At 65.2% G+C, this 17,410-nt stretch carries 18 protein-coding genes; 7 read left to right on the plus strand and 11 right to left on the minus strand.

Going from position 1 to position 17,410, the window contains the following annotated elements:
• The first annotated feature begins 25 nt into the window (after positions 1–25).
• From AC07PQ_RS05820 to AC07PQ_RS05830, 3 genes are all read left to right on the plus strand, one after another.
• The gene (locus tag AC07PQ_RS05820; protein ID WP_007932656.1) at positions 26–655 is read left to right on the plus strand and encodes a glutathione S-transferase family protein; all 630 of its coding nucleotides are present in this window, start codon (positions 26–28) and stop codon (positions 653–655) included.
• Positions 656–783: 128 nt separating this feature from the next.
• Complete coding sequence (locus AC07PQ_RS05825) at positions 784–1,077, plus strand: DUF3144 domain-containing protein (RefSeq protein ID WP_007932658.1); 294 nt, start codon at positions 784–786, stop codon at positions 1,075–1,077.
• A gap of 347 nt (positions 1,078–1,424) precedes the next feature.
• Positions 1,425–1,841 carry a fascin domain-containing protein gene (locus AC07PQ_RS05830; protein ID WP_007932660.1) on the plus strand — a complete coding sequence of 139 codons (417 nt, stop codon included), beginning with the start codon at positions 1,425–1,427 and terminating at the stop codon, positions 1,839–1,841.
• Between the two features lie 159 nt (positions 1,842–2,000).
• Here the strand turns inward: AC07PQ_RS05830 and lysA are convergent, their stop codons facing one another.
• The gene (gene lysA / locus AC07PQ_RS05835) at positions 2,001–3,239 is read right to left on the minus strand and encodes a diaminopimelate decarboxylase (RefSeq protein ID WP_007932666.1); all 1,239 of its coding nucleotides are present in this window, start codon (positions 3,237–3,239) and stop codon (positions 2,001–2,003) included.
• Between the two features lie 136 nt (positions 3,240–3,375).
• Between lysA and AC07PQ_RS05840 the strand changes: the two genes are divergently transcribed.
• Entirely contained in the window at positions 3,376–4,299 is a 924-nt protein-coding gene (locus tag AC07PQ_RS05840) for a LysR family transcriptional regulator (RefSeq protein ID WP_007932667.1), read from the plus strand.
• Between the two features lie 90 nt (positions 4,300–4,389).
• Positions 4,390–5,580, plus strand: coding sequence for an MFS transporter (locus AC07PQ_RS05845; protein WP_037036276.1), 1,191 nt, complete (start codon positions 4,390–4,392; stop codon positions 5,578–5,580).
• Positions 5,581–5,601: 21 nt separating this feature from the next.
• Here AC07PQ_RS05845 and AC07PQ_RS05850 read toward each other — a convergent pair whose 3' ends face one another.
• The 4 genes from AC07PQ_RS05850 to AC07PQ_RS05865 all read right to left on the minus strand — a co-directional run bounded on the left by AC07PQ_RS05850 (position 5,602) and on the right by AC07PQ_RS05865 (position 9,123).
• A complete protein-coding gene (locus AC07PQ_RS05850; RefSeq protein ID WP_493185148.1) occupies positions 5,602–6,192 on the minus strand; it encodes a hypothetical protein in 591 nt (196 codons plus the stop codon).
• A gap of 347 nt (positions 6,193–6,539) precedes the next feature.
• Entirely contained in the window at positions 6,540–7,718 is a 1,179-nt protein-coding gene (locus AC07PQ_RS05855; RefSeq protein WP_007924669.1) for an acetyl-CoA C-acetyltransferase, read from the minus strand.
• A 14-nt stretch (positions 7,719–7,732) separates the two neighbouring features.
• Positions 7,733–8,392: a CoA transferase subunit B gene (locus tag AC07PQ_RS05860; RefSeq protein WP_007920581.1), complete on the minus strand. Its 660-nt coding sequence runs from the start codon at positions 8,390–8,392 to the stop codon at positions 7,733–7,735.
• 32 nt (positions 8,393–8,424) lie between these two features.
• Positions 8,425–9,123, minus strand: coding sequence for a CoA transferase subunit A (locus AC07PQ_RS05865; RefSeq protein WP_007920583.1), 699 nt, complete (start codon positions 9,121–9,123; stop codon positions 8,425–8,427).
• 158 nt (positions 9,124–9,281) lie between these two features.
• On the opposite strand from AC07PQ_RS05865, the gene AC07PQ_RS05870 reads away from it, so the two are divergent.
• Entirely contained in the window at positions 9,282–10,187 is a 906-nt protein-coding gene (locus tag AC07PQ_RS05870) for a LysR family transcriptional regulator (RefSeq protein ID WP_493185147.1), read from the plus strand.
• Here AC07PQ_RS05870 and AC07PQ_RS05875 read toward each other — a convergent pair.
• The 3 genes from AC07PQ_RS05875 to AC07PQ_RS05885 all read right to left on the minus strand — a co-directional run bounded on the left by AC07PQ_RS05875 (position 10,184) and on the right by AC07PQ_RS05885 (position 14,677).
• A complete protein-coding gene (locus AC07PQ_RS05875) occupies positions 10,184–11,023 on the minus strand; it encodes an NAD-dependent protein deacetylase (RefSeq protein ID WP_493185146.1) in 840 nt (279 codons plus the stop codon). The two genes, AC07PQ_RS05870 and AC07PQ_RS05875, sit on opposite strands and share 4 nt — an antisense overlap.
• A 130-nt stretch (positions 11,024–11,153) precedes the next feature.
• Positions 11,154–13,361 (minus strand): LTA synthase family protein, encoded by a 2,208-nt coding sequence (locus tag AC07PQ_RS05880; protein ID WP_495072386.1) that lies wholly within the window; start codon positions 13,359–13,361, stop codon positions 11,154–11,156.
• 239 nt (positions 13,362–13,600) lie between these two features.
• The gene (locus AC07PQ_RS05885) at positions 13,601–14,677 is read right to left on the minus strand and encodes an AbrB family transcriptional regulator (RefSeq protein WP_101337458.1); all 1,077 of its coding nucleotides are present in this window, start codon (positions 14,675–14,677) and stop codon (positions 13,601–13,603) included.
• Positions 14,678–14,805: 128 nt separating this feature from the next.
• Between AC07PQ_RS05885 and AC07PQ_RS05890 the strand changes: the two genes are divergently transcribed.
• Positions 14,806–15,708, plus strand: a complete 903-nt coding sequence (locus tag AC07PQ_RS05890) for a LysR family transcriptional regulator (RefSeq protein WP_007930891.1) — start codon at positions 14,806–14,808, stop codon at positions 15,706–15,708.
• A 90-nt stretch (positions 15,709–15,798) separates the two neighbouring features.
• On the opposite strand, the gene AC07PQ_RS05895 is transcribed toward AC07PQ_RS05890, so the two are convergent.
• From AC07PQ_RS05895 to AC07PQ_RS05905, 3 genes are all read right to left on the minus strand, one after another.
• Positions 15,799–16,128: a type II toxin-antitoxin system RelE/ParE family toxin gene (locus AC07PQ_RS05895; protein ID WP_493185144.1), complete on the minus strand. Its 330-nt coding sequence runs from the start codon at positions 16,126–16,128 to the stop codon at positions 15,799–15,801.
• Complete coding sequence (locus AC07PQ_RS05900; RefSeq protein WP_007930895.1) at positions 16,125–16,355, minus strand: type II toxin-antitoxin system ParD family antitoxin; 231 nt, start codon at positions 16,353–16,355, stop codon at positions 16,125–16,127. The genes AC07PQ_RS05895 and AC07PQ_RS05900 overlap by 4 nt, the downstream gene beginning before the upstream one ends.
• A 209-nt stretch (positions 16,356–16,564) precedes the next feature.
• Positions 16,565–17,005, minus strand: coding sequence for a CBS domain-containing protein (locus AC07PQ_RS05905; protein ID WP_007930897.1), 441 nt, complete (start codon positions 17,003–17,005; stop codon positions 16,565–16,567).
• Positions 17,006–17,410 lie beyond the last annotated feature (405 nt).

Raw genomic sequence — 17,410 nt, forward strand, 5'->3', positions numbered from 1 at the left:
GGCCCAGTCAAGCGAGGGGATGGTCATGTATCAACTTTATGGGACACAAGGCTCAGGCTCGGCCATCGTCGAGATCGCCCTGGAGTGTTGCCAGGTGCCGTACCGTATCGTCGAAGCCTCGTCCTGGGCGCCGTCGCCCGGGGCCGACGAGCTGGCGCGGCTCAATCCGCTGAAACAGGTCCCGACCCTGCAACTGCCGGACGGCAGTGTCCTCACCGAGAGCGCGGCGATCCTGATCGAACTGGGTTTGCGTTATCCGCGCTCGGCGCTGCTGCCCGAGGATGAGGGCGCCCGGGCGCAGGCCATTCGCGGCCTGGTGTTTATCGCTGCCAATTGCTACTCGGCGATCAGCGTGATCGATTACCCGGAGCGCTGGCTGCAGGGCGCCGATGAAGCGCTGAAGGCGCGGGTGCGGGACGCGGCCCATGAGCGCCTGCACCGCAACTGGGAGGTGTTCGCCGATCAGTTCGCCACGCAGCTGTACGCCAGTGGTTCACCCCTGGCGGCCCTGGATTTCCAGGCGGCGGTGGTGTCGCGCTGGTGCGGCACGCGCGAGCATCTGCGGCGCGAACGCCCCGAGTGTTGTGATCTGCTGGAGCGCATCGACCGCCACCCGCAGGTGGCGCAGGTGCTGGCGCGGCATTGGCCTGGCTGAATACGGCAGGGCGCGAGGCAGCAAAAGCCGTCGATGGTTGGGCGCGAGGCTCTTATACTCGCCGGCTGTCTTCAGGCTCATGTTTCATTGCCTATTGCTCAACTGCCCACTTTCAAGAGGAATGCCCCTTGGCCAACGAAACGGATCAGGATTTCTACAACCGCGCCGATGCCATCATCGAACTGGCAAACACCCATATCGGCGACAGCAGCCGCGGCAAGGCCAGTGCCTCGCTGATGTACGCCAACTCGCGTTTCGCCGCCTGGGTCAGCGCCTGCGGTTGCCGCAACGCCGAAGAACTGGCGGCGGCCAAGCAGCAGGCGGTGGATTATTTCGTCGAGGAATTCCGCCTGATGATGGAAGAGAACCTCACCGACTACATCGAGAATTTCTCGCGGTACATGAACCCCCAGCAAGACTGAATCCTTCCCCCCGACAGGCTTCACAGCCCAGCTGTGAAGCTGTCCCGACACTCGACTCCTGGCTCTTCGGAGCATGGGCACTCCGCGGTTTTTTATAGCCTTGTGGCGTCTGCGTTTGGCCGTGCATAGCGCTTTGATCTGAGGGCGGCGGGGCCGCGGCAACCGCTGGTCCAGTTGTCTCCCGGGCGCCCCGGGAGCCGGCAAAGGCTCGACTACACTGCGCCTGCGGCAGGCAATCCAGAGGCGTTGAATATCCCTCCGGGATGAGCACGGTCATGAGTTGCCAAGGCATTGCTGCGCCTGTGGTTACACCAGGGAACCTACCCAATCAGCAAGGAGTGCCAAACATGATCGTTCTTCCTCAACGTGTGATTGAAAACGGTACTGTCATCTCGCTACGCGGCGACTCGGGCAACTACATGTCGCGGATGGGCGCGACAGGGCTTGAACTGTCCAAGGGCGCCATCGACCAGTACTGCAAGTTCAGGGTCACCCTGATCCAGATCGGCAACGACAAGAAGCTGGCATTGCAGGGCGACACCAACAAGTTCATGTCGCGGATGGGGGCGACGGGGCTTGAACTGTCCAAGGACAGCATCGATCAGTACTGCCAGTTCTCCTATGCCATCGATACCGCCAGCGGGCAGATTTCCCTGCGTGGCGACAACGGCAAGTGGATGTCGCGCATGGGCGAGACCGGGCTTGAACTGTCCAAGGACGGCATCGATCGCTACAGCCAGTTCCTGGTGGTGGTCGAGGGCTAGCGCCAGGCGGTACTCGGCGTCGGGGCAGGTTTCTTGATTGGCGTGGCCAGCACTCCAGCGGCTGGCCACGAAGTCCCGGCGTCGATCAAGGGGCGATGTCTGGAAGGGGGGACAGGCAGATCGTCCCCCCGCTTACCTGGGATGTTGCGTCTCAGGCCCTTACAACCCCATCTCCAGTTCCAGCAGGTCCGCCAGCGGCTGGCGCCGGCGGATCAGTCTCACCTGGCCATCCTCGAACAGCACCTCCGGCAGCAGCGGCCGGCTGTTGTAGTTGGAGGACATGCTGGCGCCATAGGCACCGGTGTCGTGGATTACCAGCAGGTCGCCGACCCGGGCCTGGGGCAGCAACTGCGGGGTCAGGCTTTCGTCGTCCTGGGTGAAGATATCGCCGGACTCGCACAGCGGGCCGCCGACCACGGTGGGCCGCAGTGGACGCTGCACCGCCTGGCCGTTGGCGTCGATCAGGCTCATGGCGTGATAGGCGCCGTACATGGCCGGGCGCATCAAGTCGTTGAAGCCGGTGTCGGCCAGCACGAAGTGATGGTTACCGGCGTCTTTCACCACCCGCACTTCGCTGACCAGGCAGCCGGCCTCGGCCACCAGGAAACGCCCGGGTTCGATTTCCATGCGCACGCCGTGGCCGAGCCAGGCTTCGATTTCTTCGCGGGCCTGGCGCCAGGCATTGGCGTAGCGCCGCACGTCCACCGGCTCATCGCCCGCGCGGTACGGGGTGGACAGGCCGCCGCCGATGGAGAAGGCCTCGATGTCGTGGTCCAGGGACTTGACCGCGGCCACCATGGCCGCGCCGACCTGCTCCAGGTGCCCGTAGTCCACGCCGGAGCCGATGTGCATGTGCAGGCCCACCAGCTTCAGGCCGTACTGGCGGATCACCGCGAGGGCTTCGCCGACCTGCTCGTGCCAGATGCCGTGCTTGCTGTTTTCACCGCCGGTGTTGGTCTTGCGGCTATGGCCGTGGCCGAAGCCCGGGTTGATCCGCAGCCACACGCGGTGGCCCGGGGATTTCTCACCAAGCTGGCGCAGCATGTCGATGGAACCGGCGTTGACCTCGATGTTCAGCTCCACCACCCGTTGCAGGGTGGCGGTGTCGAACAGGTCGCAGGTGAAGACGATACCAGCCGGATCGCCTTGCGGGCTGAAACCGGCCAGCAGCGCCCGCTCGATTTCCCCCAGGGACACCGCGTCCACCCGCACCCCGGCCTCGCGGATCAGGCGCAGCACCTGCAGGTTGGAGCAGGCTTTCTGCGCGTAACGCACCACGTCGAAGGCCTTCAATTGCTGGATGCGCACCTTGATGGTCCGCGCGTCGTAGCACCACAACGGGGTGCCGTACTGGCGGGCGGCGGCGGTCAGTTGCTCGGGAGAAAAGGGAATGGCCATGGCAATCGTCTGTGGCGAGGAAGGAGGCCTGCATGATGCCGAGGGTGATGTATTCAATAAAATATCTATTCTTTGTATCTCGATTCAGTTTTGATATGGGTTGTGTGAATCAACGTCTCAAACCAAGGAGCGAGCGGTGGACATTTCCCTGCGCCATATCGAGGTGTTCCGCGCCATCATGCAGGCCGGCAGCGTCACCGGCGCCGCGCGCCTGCTGTTCACCTCGCAACCCACGGTCAGCCGCGAGCTGGCGCGGCTGGAGAGCCTGTCCGGGCTGAGCCTGTTCGATCGCGAGGGCGGCCGCCTGTTGCCGACCGCCCAGGCGATGCTGTTGCTGGAAGAAGTGGAGCGGGCCTATGTCGGCCTGGAGCGGATCAACAGCGTGGCGCAATCGATCCGCCGCTTCGAGCACGGCCAGTTGAGCCTGACCTGCCTGCCGCTGTTCTCCCAGACCTTGCTGCCGCGGGTGTGCAAGCACTTCCAGGAGCAACACGCCGGCATCGGCCTGAGCATCACCGCCCAGGAATCGCCCTTGCTGGAAGAGTCCCTCAGCGCCCAGCGCCACGACCTGGGCCTGACCGAAAGCGAACACCTGCCACGGGGCACCCAGGGCGAACTGCTGTTCTGCGCCGACATGGTGTGCATCCTGCCGGAAGGGCACCCGTTGCTGGCCAAGCCGCTGCTGCACAGCGAAGACTTTCGCGGGGTGGATTTCATCAACCTGTCAGGCCTGGACATTTATCGTCAGACCCTCGACGAGCATTTTCGCCAGGCCGGCGTCGACCGCCGGGTGGTGATCGAGACCACCAATGCCGCCTCGGTCTGCGCCATGGTGCGCCAGCAGCTGGGGGTGGCGATCATCAACCCGCTGAGTGCCATGGAGGAGGCGGGCAGGGGCCTGGCGATCCGCCCGCTGCAGTTGTCGGTGCCGTACCGGGTCATGCTGATCCGCCCGGATTTCCGGCCGTCGTCGATTTTCGTCGAGGCCTTCTGCGCCTCCTTGAAACAGGAAGCCTCGGTGTTGGCCGCCGCTCTCGAGCGCCGGCTGCGACGGGAGTGAAGGCAGCAGGGCCGCCGTTGTGCGCCTAGGCTTGAAGCGACCGGTAGCGTTTGTACCCCTTGAGGACTGTCTGTCATGTCGGAACCTGCAATGAGCGACACCGGAAAGCCCCTGAGCCGCGGCATTCCGCGCACGGTCTGGGCGCTGGGATTCGTCAGCCTGTTCATGGACGTGTCGTCCGAGCTGGTGCACAGCTTGTTGCCGCTGTACATGGTCGGCACCCTGGGCATCAGCATGCTGGCGGTCGGCATCATCGAAGGCGTGGCAGAAGCCACGGCGCTGATCGTGAAAGTCTTTTCCGGCGCCCTCAGCGACTTCATCGGCCGGCGCAAGGAACTGCTGCTCTTGGGTTACGGCCTGGCGGCGCTGACCAAACCGCTGTTCCCCCTGGCGAGCTCGGCGGAACTGGTGTTCAGCGCGCGCCTGCTGGACCGCATCGGCAAGGGCATTCGCGGCGCGCCACGGGATGCCCTGGTGGCGGACGTGGCCCCGGCACAAATTCGCGGCGCCTGTTTTGGCCTGCGCCAGTCGCTGGACACCGTGGGGGCGTTCCTCGGCCCGATCCTGGCCATCGGCCTGATGCTGTGGCTGGCCAACGATATCGCCCAGGTTTTGTGGCTGGCGGTGATTCCCGCGGCGCTGGCCGTGGCCCTGTTGGTCTTCGCCATCCGCGAACCCGAGCACGCCCCCGGCAGCCGGCATTTCCAGTCGCCATTGCGGCTGGCCTCGCTGCGACGGTTTTCCCGGCATTACTGGTGGGTGGTGGCCATCGGCGCGGCCTTCACCCTGGCCCGTTTCAGTGAGGCGTTCCTGGTGTTGCGGGCCCAGCAACTGGGCTTCTCCGCCGCCTGGGTGCCGCTGGTGATGGTGGTCATGGCCGGGTTCTACATGGTCTCGGCCTATCCGGTCGGCAAATGGTCGGACCGCATCAACCGTAGCGCCTTGCTCAGCGTCGGCCTGCTGTTGCTGATCCTCGCCGACCTGGTGCTGGCCTATGCCGAATCGGTGCCGCTGGTGCTGCTCGGCGTCGCCCTGTGGGGCCTGCACATGGGCTTCAGCCAGGGCATCCTCGCCACCCTGGTGGCCGACACCACGCCTGCCGACCTCAAGGGCACGGCCTTTGGCGTGTTCAACCTGTTGAGCGGGATCGCCCTGCTGCTGGCCAGCGTGATTGCCGGCTGGCTGTGGCAGGCTCATGGCGCGGCGCTGACGTTCTACGCCGGAGCGGGGTTTGCCGGCTTGTCGCTGCTGTTGCTGATGGGCAAGCCGAAGTCGCAGTGACAGCCTCAGGGGGGCAAGGCGCTAATGGCTCCCGCCGGGCTGATCGACCGACAGGCCCCAGACAATCGAGCTGAGGATGCCCAGGTCGAGCAACAGGGCCTGTGAGCGCAGGACCTTGCGCAAGGATGGGTAGTCAGCCTTGGTCGCCTTGAAGCTGGACCTTTCCAGCACATGGATATGCCTGGTCACCACGGTGACGGCCAGGTTGGCCAGCTGTTTCTCAGTGTCGGGCACCGCGATATCCAACTCTTGCAAGCGGTTCTGGAAGGCGCTGATGGCGTCTTTTTCACTGTCATCCCGGGGCTGGTAGAGGATCTTCTGCTCGGGGGCGCTTGCAGTGACTTTCTTGTACAGGGCGACCGACTCGTTGAAGTGCTCCAGGGCCGCTGCCTTGGCCTCGGTGGCATGCAAGGTGTCCCGCAGTTCGAGGTACATCAGCATTTCGTGGAATTTCTGCAAGCCTCGGTGCAGCTCGGCGCCGGCGTTGGTCGAGAGTTTCTCGAGTCCTTTTCTGTCCGCGTCGAAGGAGGGGCCGGCACTGGCCTGGAGGCTGGCCAGCCCCGCCAGCACTATGCAAAAGCCGGTGTAGAGCAGGCATCTGATCGGGCGCATGTTCCGCTCCTCGTTATCGGGTCGATGAAGCAGGCGAAGGGCTGGGTGGCATACCGGGCTCTGCCCATTCGGGCTTGAGCGCTGTGATCCGGCTTCTACGGATAAGGCTCCACGCACCGGGCTGGACTGTTTCAGCCGTGAGTCAGTGGGCAGGAAGGAGTGGAAAACGAGTCTCGCCAGCCGCATGAGTTGAATGTAGCTGACGGATGGGGGGCTGCCAGCGGCCTCTGTCCGGCGTCTGCCGGGCCGCAAAATGAACCCGGCGCACCATGGGGTGCGCCGGGCGTATTGCCGGCCAGCCGCCGGATGTCGTGGGTCCGAGGGCGGGCCGTGGTGCGCGGTAAGCGTTAGCGTTCGATGGCCAATGCCACGCCCTGGCCGCCACCGATGCACAGGGTGGCCAGGCCTTTCTTGGCATCGCGCTTGAGCATTTCATGCAGCAGGGTCACCAGCACCCGGCAGCCCGAGGCGCCGATCGGGTGGCCGAGGGCGATGGCGCCGCCGTTGACATTGACCTTGCTCGCGTCCCAACCCAGTTCCTTGCCCACCGACAGCGCCTGGGCGGCGAAGGCTTCGTTGGCCTCGATCAGGTCCAACTGCTCCAGGGACCAGCCGGCCTTGTCCAGGCAGCGGCGGGTGGCCGACACCGGGCCGATGCCCATGATCGCCGGGTCGACGCCGGCGTTGGCGTAGGCGGCGATCTTCGCCAGCACTGGCAGGCCCAGGGCCCGGGCCTTGGCGGCGCTCATCAGGATCACCGCGGCGGCGCCGTCGTTCAGCGACGAGGCGTTGCCGGCGGTGACCGTGCCGTCTTTCTTGAAGGCTGGTTTGAGCTTGCCCAGGGATTCGGCGGTGGTGCCGGCGCGCGGTTGTTCGTCGGTGGCGAAGGCCACGGGCTCGCCCTTGCGCTGGGGAATCAGGATCGGGGTGATCTCATCGACGAAACGTCCGCCCTCGATGGCGGCCACGGCCTTCTGCTGCGAGGCGGCGGCAAAGGCATCCTGGGCTTCGCGGCTGATGGCGTATTTGTCCACCAGGTTCTCGGCGGTGATGCCCATGTGGTAGTCGTTGAAGGCGTCCCACAGGCCGTCGCTGATCATGCTATCGACGATCTGGCTGTGACCCATGCGCAGACCGGTGCGGGCACCGGGCAGCACGTAGTTGGCCAGGCTCATGTTCTCCTGGCCGCCGGCGATGATCACTTCGGCGTCGCCGCAGCGGATCGCCTGGGCGCCCAGGTGCAGGGCCTTGAGGCCGGAGCCGCAGACCTTGTTCAGGGTCAGCGCCGGCACGGCGTGGGGCAGGCCGGCCTTGATCGCGGCCTGGCGCGCGGGGTTCTGCCCGGCGCCGGCGGTGAGCACCTGGCCCATGATCACTTCATCGACCTGGGCGCCGTCCAGGCCGGTCTGGGCCAACAGCTGGCGGATCACCGCGGCCCCCAGATCGACCGCGGGAATGTTCGCCAGCGAACCCTGGAAACTGCCGACCGCGGTGCGGGTGGCGGCAACGATTACGACGTCTTGCATGGTCTGGTTGCTCCTCAGGCGAACTGCATTTCAGGCACGTGGGCCGGCACGATCAGCTTGCCGGCGGTCTTGCTGACGATTTCCTCGACACTCACGCCCGGGGCGCGCTCCTTGAGGATGAACGCGCCGTTCTCGATCTCCAGGTAAGCCAGGTCGGTCAGCACGCGCTTGATGCAGTTGGCGCCGGTCAGCGGCAGGCTGCAGCGCGACAGCAGTTTCGACTCGCCGTCTTTCGAGGCGTGGGTCATGGTGACGATGATGTTGTCCGCGCCGGCCACCAGGTCCATGGCGCCGCCCATGCCCTTGACCAGCTTGCCGGGGATCATCCACGAGGCGATGTTGCCCTGCACGTCGACCTCGAAGGCGCCGAGCACGGTGAGGTCGATATGGCCGCCACGGATCATCGCGAAGGATTCGGCGGAAGAGAAAATCGACGCGCCGATGCGCGCGGTGACGGTCTGTTTGCCGGCGTTGATCATGTCGGCGTCGACTTCGTCGTCGGTGGGGAAGGCGCCCATGCCGAGCAGGCCGTTTTCCGATTGCAGCATCACTTCCATGCCGTCGGGGATGTAGTTGGCCACCAGGGTCGGGATGCCGATGCCGAGGTTCACGTAGAAACCGTCCTGCAGTTCGCGGGCGACGCGTTGAGCCATTTGTTCGCGGGTAAGAGCCATTTTTTATTCTCCGTCAGTCGTTGGGCGGGCGATTACTTGCGCACGGTGCGCTGTTCGATGCGTTTTTCGAACGTGCCGCAAATGATCCGGTCGACGTAGATGCCGGGGGTGTGGATCTGCGTCGGGTCCAGCTCGCCCGGCTCGACGATCTCTTCGACCTCGACCACGGTGATCTTGCCGGCGGTGGCGGCCAGCGGGTTGAAGTTCTGCGCGGTGTGGCGGTAGACCACGTTGCCGAAGTGGTCGGCTTTCCAGCCTTTGACGATGGCGAAGTCGCCGGTGATGGATTCTTCCATCAGGTAGGCGCGGCCGTTGAATTCACGGGTTTCCTTGCCGTCGGCGACCGGGGTGCCGACGCCGGTGGCGGTGAAGAAGGCCGGGATGCCGGCGCCGCCCGCGCGCATTTTCTCGGCCAGGGTGCCTTGCGGGGTCAGTACCACTTCGATTTCGCCGCTCAGCAGCTGCTTCTCGAACAGGGCGTTTTCACCGACGTAGGAGGCCACCACCTTGCTGATCTGCCGGTCTTCCAGGAGCACGCCGAGGCCGAAGCCGTCGACGCCGCAGTTGTTGGAGACCACGGTCAGGTCGCGGGTGCCGCGACGCTTGATCTCGGCGATCAGGTTTTCCGGAATGCCGCACAGGCCGAAGCCGCCGGAGATCACGGTCATGCCGTCCTTGAGACCTTCGAGGGCTTCCTCGTAGGACGCTACGCGCTTGTCGAAACCTGCCATCTGCACATCCTCTTGTTATTGGTGTTTGCGTTGCCAGCCGGCTGGCTGGCCGTATGAAGAGAGTGAGCCGCAGTGTTGCGCCAGGGGATTGATTTGTTAAGTTGATTTTTAAGGTTGATTGATAGATAAAACTCAACAGTCGATCCCGAGGGTAGAGCATGACTGTCAAACAGATCCGCGCCTTTCTGGCCGTGGCCCAGAGCCTGAGTTTCGCCGTGGCCTGCGAACGCCTGCACCTGTCGCAGTCAGCCCTGAGCCTGACCATCAAGGCCCTGGAGGACGGCCTCGGCGGGCGCCTGTTCAGCCGCAATACGCGCAACGTCGCCCTGACCCCGGAAGGCGAGGCCCTGGTGCCCCTGGCGCGGCGCCTGATCGCCGACTGGGACAACGCCGAGGACGAACTGCGCCAGCGCTTCACCCTGCAACGCGGGCGGGTGACCCTGGCGGCCATGCCGTCCTTTGCCGGCAACCTGCTGCCGCCGATTCTCAAGACCTTTCGCGCGCGCTACCCGCAGGTCAATGTCACGGTCAACGACGTGATCAACGAGCAGGTGCTGGAGATGGTCCGCGACCGCCAGGTGGAATTGGGGGTGGCCTTCGAGCCGCAGCAAAGCGCGTCGCTGCAATTCACCCCGCTGTACATCGACCGCTTCGTCGCCGTGGTGCCCAGCGATTCGCCCCTGGCCGACCTGAAGGACATCGACTGGCAATCGCTGCTGGAACAGCCCTTCATTACCCTGCAACGGCCGTCCACGGTGCGGGTGATGCTCGAAGAGCACCTGCGGGCGCGGGACATGAAACTGCCGGTGGAATTCGAAAGCCATCAACTGGCGACGGTGGGGCGCATGGTTGCCAGCGGCCTCGGTGTGAGCGCGGTGCCGGCCCTGTGCGCCGGACAGATGCGCGAGCTGGGCGCGCGCTGCATCACCCTGCGCGACCCGGTGGTGGAACGCGCCATCGGCGTGCTGACCAACCCCGGGCATGAACTGTCCAGCGCGGCCCAGGCGCTGTTCGACATTCTGCGCGGGGCCGGTCTGGCCGAGCGCCTGTCGGGGGTTGCCTAGGAGGTCAGGCGCTCGGCCAGCAACGGCAACAGTTGCTCGCAGGAGGCGGCGATCTTCAGGTCCAGCAGCTCGTCGGCGCGGGTCTTGCCGAAGTTGATGGCGATCAGCGGCTTGCCCTGGTCGGCCATGACCTTGCACAGGCGAAAGGCCGAATAGGCCATCAGCGACGAACCGACCACCAGCAGGCCGGCAGCCTGCTCGATGCTGTGCAGGGCCTTGGCCGCGGTGGCCTGGGCCATGTTTTCGCCGAAGAACACCACATCCGGTTTCAGCCGCTCGCCATCGCAATGAGGGCAGCGGGGCACCTGGAAACGTTCTTCGAACACCGGGTCGAGCAGGGTATCGCCGTCGGGCGCCTGCACCGCGTCGATGCCGGCCAGGTAGGGATTGTGCAGTTCCAGCAATTGCTGGATCGCCTGTCGATCGCTGCGTTGGCTGCAATCCAGGCAGACCACCCGGTGCAGGTTGCCGTGCAGTTCGATCACGTCGCGGCTGCCGGCCTGGTCGTGCAGGGTGTCGACGTTCTGGGTAATCAAGCCGGCGATTTTCTGCCGCGCCTGTAAATGCGCCAGGGCCTCGTGGGCCGCGTTCGGCCGGGCCTGGCGGATCCGCGGCCAGCCGAGCATGGCCCGCGCCCAGTAGCGGCGCCGGGCCTTGGGTTCGGCCAGGAACTCCTGGTACATCATCGGTTGCTGGCCGCGCCGCACGCCGTCGTTGTCGCGGTAGTCGGGAATCCCCGAAGGGGTGCTGATGCCGGCGCCAGTGAGGACCATGAAGGGGCGCTCGGCCATCAGTCGCTGCAGCTGCTCCAGAGGGGTGTCCAGGGTGTCGGTCATGTGCGTCCTCGTACTCCGGCGGTGGCGCTGCGGACCGCAGCGAGGCCATACCTTGTGCCTGACGAGGAGTTTAGACAAGGGCGCGGGAACTGGACGGTCGTGCTGCCGTCCAGCGTCCCGGGGAGGCGATTCAGGAGGCGTGCGGGTTGTCGTCCTGGGGTTCTTCGCTGTCTTGCTCTTGCCCCGGCAGTTCGGTGATCACGCTGAAGTCACTGACTTCCACCGCGCCCAGGCCGTAGCCCAGCAGGTGGAAGGAGAAGGCCTTGCGCGATTCCGGGTTGGCGAAGCTGAAGTCCATTTCCAGCGGCTGGTCGGGGGTGACCAGCATCTCTTCCGGCAGGCCCAGGGCCACGTCCTGCTCGCGCTCCTTGCCCTTGAGCAGGATGTAGGCGTTCTGCTGCGGGTCGGCCGAGCGCACGGTGAAGCGTACGCGGGTCAGCGAGCCCTTGGGCATTTCCAGGTACTGCGCGCCGATCAGGTTGTCGGCCCAGTCATCCTTGATTTGCGCCTGCAGCGGGATGATCGCCGGGCTGCCGAACTGGTAGCGCAGGTTCAGCGGCGATTGCAGCAGGGTGCGGTCCAGGCCTTCGGCCCGGGCGCTGATCTGGCGCGCCCGCAGGCCGCCGTACTGGCCCTTGAAGGTGGCGCTGTCGGCGATGAAGCCGGTGCTTGAGTAGTAGCGGCAACGCTGCTGGAAATCGCACTCGGTCAGGGTGCCCTGGCCATCGTGATAACGCAGCTTGCCGTTGGTGTAGGACATGATCTCCCGGCCCAGGGCGTAGTCGCGAAATAGCGAGCGACCGCTGAGGCTGTCCGGCACCTGGAAGCCGAAGTAGTCGAGCACCGAGGCGCTCAGGTCGACATGACCGTAGGTCCCGGACTTGAGCCTGGGCAACTGCGCCTGCTCCGGGGCGAGCATCAGGTTGAAGCCCCAGGACGAGGCCAGGCGCACGCCATCGATGCCGTGGGACTCGTCCGAGGTGATTACCACCAGGGTGTCCTTGAGCACGCCCTGGCGCTCCAGCTGGTCCATGAACTCACCGATGGCATCGTCCAGGTAGGCCACCGCGGCCTGCTTGGGTGTGTCGAAGCGGTTGAGGTAGTCCTCCGGCGCGGAGTAGGGCTGGTGGGTGCCGACGGTCAGCAGGGTGAGCATCCACGGCTGCTTCTGCTTTTTCAGCTGGCCGACATAGTCCAGCGCGCCTTCGAAGAAGGCCTTGTCGTCCTTGCCCCAGGGGAAGTCCAGGTAGTTGGCGTTGCTGAACCACTCCAGGCCGTGGGTCGAGTCGAAGCCGATGTGCGGCATGATCTTGTCTTTGGCCATGAAGCGCAGGCCGGCGCCTTGCAGGTAATGGGTGTTGAACCCCTGCTTGCGCAACTGCGCCGGCAGGCAGGCCTGGTTGCGCTGGTTCTGGGTCAGCAGCTCGATGCCCTTGGGCGTACCGTTGTCGAGCTTGTCGTAGTCGCCGCAGAGCATGGCGTACAGGCCACGGATGGTCTGGTGGCTGTGCAATACATAGTCCGGGGTGTTCATGCCGCGTTCGGCCCAGGCGCTGAGCTTGGGCATCAGGTTGTCCTGGTAGCGGCTGTGCAGGGCCTCGCGGTTGGTCTTGATATAGGCCCCGGGAATGCCTTCCAGGGCGATCACCAGCACGTTGTGCGCCTGGCCCGGGGCGGCCAGCAGCGGCTCGCCGTCGAGGTCGAGCTGGGTCAGGCCGGCCATCTGCACCGGCAGTTCGGGCACATCGCCTTCCAGCCATTGCTCCAGCTGTACCTGGCCCTGGCCGGCGGCGGCCGCGAGCAACTGGTGCGGCAGGTTGAACAGGCGCCATTGATCGGCTTCGCTGGGGTTCAGGTATTGCACGCCGCCATGGGCCAGCCACAGCAGCGCCGGGGCGGTCCAGGCATGGCGCGGCAAGCGCGGGGCGCGGGTGCCGCGGGCCGCCCATTGCACGGCCAGCCATAACGCCAGCCCGGACAGCAGCGCCGCCGCCAGCCAGGGATGAGCCAGGCCGCCGCCGGTGGAGTTGCCGACGAACTGCGGGTCGAACAGGTAATGCAGGTCGGAGGCATTGGGCAGGCGGCCCACGGCGCTGACCAGCTCGGCGCTGGCGATGCTCAGCAGGCTCCACACCAGCAGCACCGGCAGGGCCAGCCACCAGGGCCGGCGGTACAGCAGCAGGGTCAACAGGCCCGCGGTGCCCAAGTCGGAGAGATAGCCCAGGGGATCGGACCAGCCGAGCAGCGCGCGCGCCACCAGGGGCACGAGCAGCACCAGGCTCAGCAGTGCGCCGAGGGGGGCCAGGGGATGATGGAAAACACGCCGGATGAAATTCACGAAAAACCTGCCAGTCATTAAATCTTCACGCAAATGTGCGCCATGGTAACAACAGCCGGCGGCAAGACGTTTCTTATTCGAGAAGGAAATAAGCTCCCGGGTCGCTGGCGAAACGGCCCGGGGTGCTGCAGGACGGTGGCTTGAAGCCCGTATTCAGGCGCCTGGCGGTAGGGCCGGGGAAGGGGGGATGGCGCTGGGATTTACTATTTCAGAGTATTTAAAAACGCCGGGCTCCAGGTTCAGCGCGACCACTTGATGATCAGCCGGGCGAAAAAAGCGCCGCTGACGATCACCGCGAACAGCCGCAGGGTCTGCATGGCCAGCACCAGGCCGACGTCGGAGTGGGTGTCCACCGCGATGATCGTCATGGCGTCCAGGCCACCGGGGCTGGTGGCGAGGTAGACCGAGAGGAAATCCTTGTCCAGCCAGTGCGCCAGCAGCCAGGCCGACAGCGCGCAGAGGGCGATCAGCAGCACCGCGCCGAAGATCATCGCCGGCAGGCGGGCCCAGACGTAGCGCACGGTCGGCCGGTCGAAGCGCAGGCCGATGTAGCAGCCGATGGCGCCATAGGCCAGGGCCAGCAGCCAGCCGGGCAGGGTGATGTGCAGCAGCCCGGAGATCTGCAAGGCGCCGCCGATCAGCAGCGGTACCAGCAGGGCCCCGGCCGGCACCCGTGAGCCGAGCAGCACGCCGAGCACGATGGTGCCCAGGGTCAGGCCGAGGTTGAGCAGGGTGAAGGTCTGCAGGACCACCTCGGTGCTGTGGGCCTGGCTGCCGCCGGCCGGGACGCCGATCCAGTGGCCGGCCAGGGCGCCGATCATCACCACGCAGACCACTCGCACGTACTGCATGGTGGCCACCACCCGCGAGTCGGCGCCGAAGTCGTCGGCCATCGCGACCATGGCCGAGGCCGCCCCCGGCGCGGTGCCCCAGGCCGCAGTGCTGGGTGGCAGGCCGCCGAGGCGCACCAGCGCCAGGCCGACCAGGGCACTGAGGCAGACGGTGAGCACGGTGGCGAACAGCATCACGTGCCAGGACTGAGCCATCGAGGCCAGCACGGCCATGGTCATGGAATGGGCGGCCAGGACCCCGACCGAACCCTGGCCGAGGCGGAAGGCCTGGCGCGGCACGCGGATGCTGGCACCGCTGACGCCGAAACCGATGGCCACCAGCATCGGCCCGAGAAACTGCCCGGCGGGCACCTCGAAGTGGTTCAGCAACTGCCCGGCGCTGCCGGCGAGGATCAGCAGCGCCAGCCATTGCAGGGCAAGGGGCCAGGCGGACAGGGACAAAGGCGAGGGACGAGGCAAGGGCATTCTCCAGCGCGCTGGCCGTTCCTGTTGCGGGACCGTTGCTACCAGCGCTTCGGAGCAAATTATTGATAGCGCAATTGATCAAGTCCAGTTTCTAATTGTGATCAACCAATAACTCTGGTTTATCGATTATGGACCTGCGCGACCTGACCTATTTCGAAACCATCGCCGAGCTCGGCCACCTCGGGCGCGCGGCGCAGAAGCTCAATCGCAGCCAGCCGGCGCTGACCAAGAGCATCCAGCGCCTGGAGGAGTCCTTCGGCACCAAGCTGTTCGAGCGTGACGGGCGGCGGATCAAGCTGACGGCGGTGGGCCAGTTGCTGCAACAGCGCGCTCGGCAGTTGCAGCAGAACATCGCCGAGACCCATCGCGAGGTGCGCGATTTTGCCAGCGGCGTGCTCGGCAATATCCGCCTGGGCTGTGCCGCCAGCATGGCCGAGCATTTGCTGCCGCAGATGACTGCGACACTGCTGGAGCGCGCCCCGGACATCACTCTGAACCTGGTGATCGGCCAGGACGACGTGCTCCGCGAATCCCTGCGTTCGGGGCGCCTGGACATGGTGATTTGCCCGCTGTCCGAGGGTGACCCGCACCTGAGCCATCACACTCTGTTCGAAGACCAGGCCGTGGTGGTGGCCAGCCGCGACCATCCGGTGTTCGACACGCCGATGCGCCTGCAAGACCTGTGCGACTACCGTTGGGTACTGCCGGGAACCGGGGTCTCGGCCCGCCGCTGGATCGACAACGTGTTCCAGAGCCACCAGCTGCCATTGCCGTCGGTGCAGATCGAGACCAACACCATCTCCCTGCTGCCGCGGCTGATCGCCAAGACCGGGCTGCTGAGCTTCCTGGCCCGGGAAACCCTGGACGACTTCAAGGGCATCGCCCACCTGCGGGAAGTGCCGCTGGCGCAAACCCGCATGCATCGCAGCATCGTGGTACTGGTGCGGACCGAAGGTTACCTGTCGCCGGCAGCCCAGTTGCTTTTGGATTTGCTCAAGCGCGATGGGCGGCAGTTTTTCACCGCGGGGTAAACGGCGGCGTGCCTCCGTAGGAGCAGCCGGTCGACGCTCGATTGCTAGCGATAGCCGGCAAGGCCGGTGCAATTGAACGCTGCTGGTCGTTCAGTGTGCTGGGCTTTGCGTCAGCGAGGCGGGAATGTCCCGCATGGTGTGCAGGACGCGCCACACGTCAATGTGGTCGTCGTGCCGGGTGAAGAACACCAGATAGGGATAGCGACTCAATGGCCAGTAGAGAAGCCCTGGCAAATCGAGCTCATGGGTGTAGCGGGAAAGGCCTGAGGCCGGATGCCGGGCGATATGCGCATAGGCGGCTTGCAGGTCGTCGATGAAGCCCAGGGCCGCCTGCTCGGCCTGTTGAGCCAGGTAGTAATCGATAGCGTCTTCTACATCCTGATTGGCCAGGGCCCTTGGAATGACCCGCTGTGCCTTCATTCCTTACGGACCCTGTCGCGAAGGGCGTCGAAGTAACGATCATCCACAGGAGCGCCAGGCGCCGATTCAGCACCCGCCAGCAGCAGACCGCGCAGGTGCTGTCGATCCTGATCCTTGCGGATCAGCTCCCGTACATACTCGCTACTGGTGCTGTAGCCCCGCTGGCTGACCTGATCGTCGACGAAGGCCTTGAGGGCTTCTGGCAGGGAAATGTTCATGGTGCTCATGGTTTTGTCCACTGTTGACAAAATTTGCCAAAGTATACGCCGCTAACCTGGCCTTGCCACAGTCGATGAGGGGTGATCCTAGGGTGCCCGATTGCGCCGAACCGCGTCGGCGGGATGCTGCAATGGTTTGGCTGTGCAGGAGCCGGCCGGTGGGCCTCTTCGCCGGCAAGCCGGCTCCTGCGGGGGGATGGTAGTGGTGAGGGGAGGGCTTACTCGCCGCGAATGTACTGTTCCAGCTGGCGGATCAGGTCGGCCTGTTCGGCGATGGCTTCCTTGACCAGGTCGCCGATCGACAGCAGGCCCAGCAACTGGCCGTCTTCCACCACCGGCAGGTGCCGCAGGTGGCTGTCGGTCATGATGCCCATGCAGGTCTCCACGCTCTGGTGCGAGTCCACGGTGATCACCGGCGAGCTCATGATCGCGCTGACCGGCGTGCCCACCGAGGAGCGGCCGTGCAGCACCAGTTTGCGCGCGTAGTCGCGTTCGCTGATCACCCCGACCACTTCGCCGTTCTGCATCACGGGCAGGGCGCCGACGTTCTTCTCGGCCATCAGCATCAGTGCTTCGAGCACCATCTGGTGGGGCGCGATGGTGTGCACTTGCTGGTTGTGCTTGGCCTTCAACTTCAGTACTTCAGCGACGCTCTTCATGGGGCGCTCCTGTTGTTTTGCCCAAGGCGGCCTGGCGCCGCCCCGAGGGGGTCTCTACAGAATCGTAGAGAGTGAACGAAGGGGCAAGGTTGAAAGCGGCACTCACAGAAGGAAAAACGCCACTGAATCGTTTCTTCCCGGAAAACGCCCCATCCAAGGGCGCGCCCTGTAGCCGCTGCCGAGCCTGCGAGGCTGCGACAAGGCCCGCAGGGTCTTCATGGGTCTTGAGATCGTTGCGCCCCTTCGGGCCGTACGCAGCCTGCGGCAGCGGCTACATGAAACCTGGCAGCGGCCCTGTAGCCGCTGCCGAGCCTGCGAGGCTGCGATAAGGCCCGCAGGGCCTTCATGGGTCTTGAGATCGTTGCGTCCCTTCGGGCCGATCGCAGCCTGCGGCAGCGGCTACAC

It is taken from the genome of Pseudomonas sp. GW821-FHT09E12, assembly GCF_059416085.1.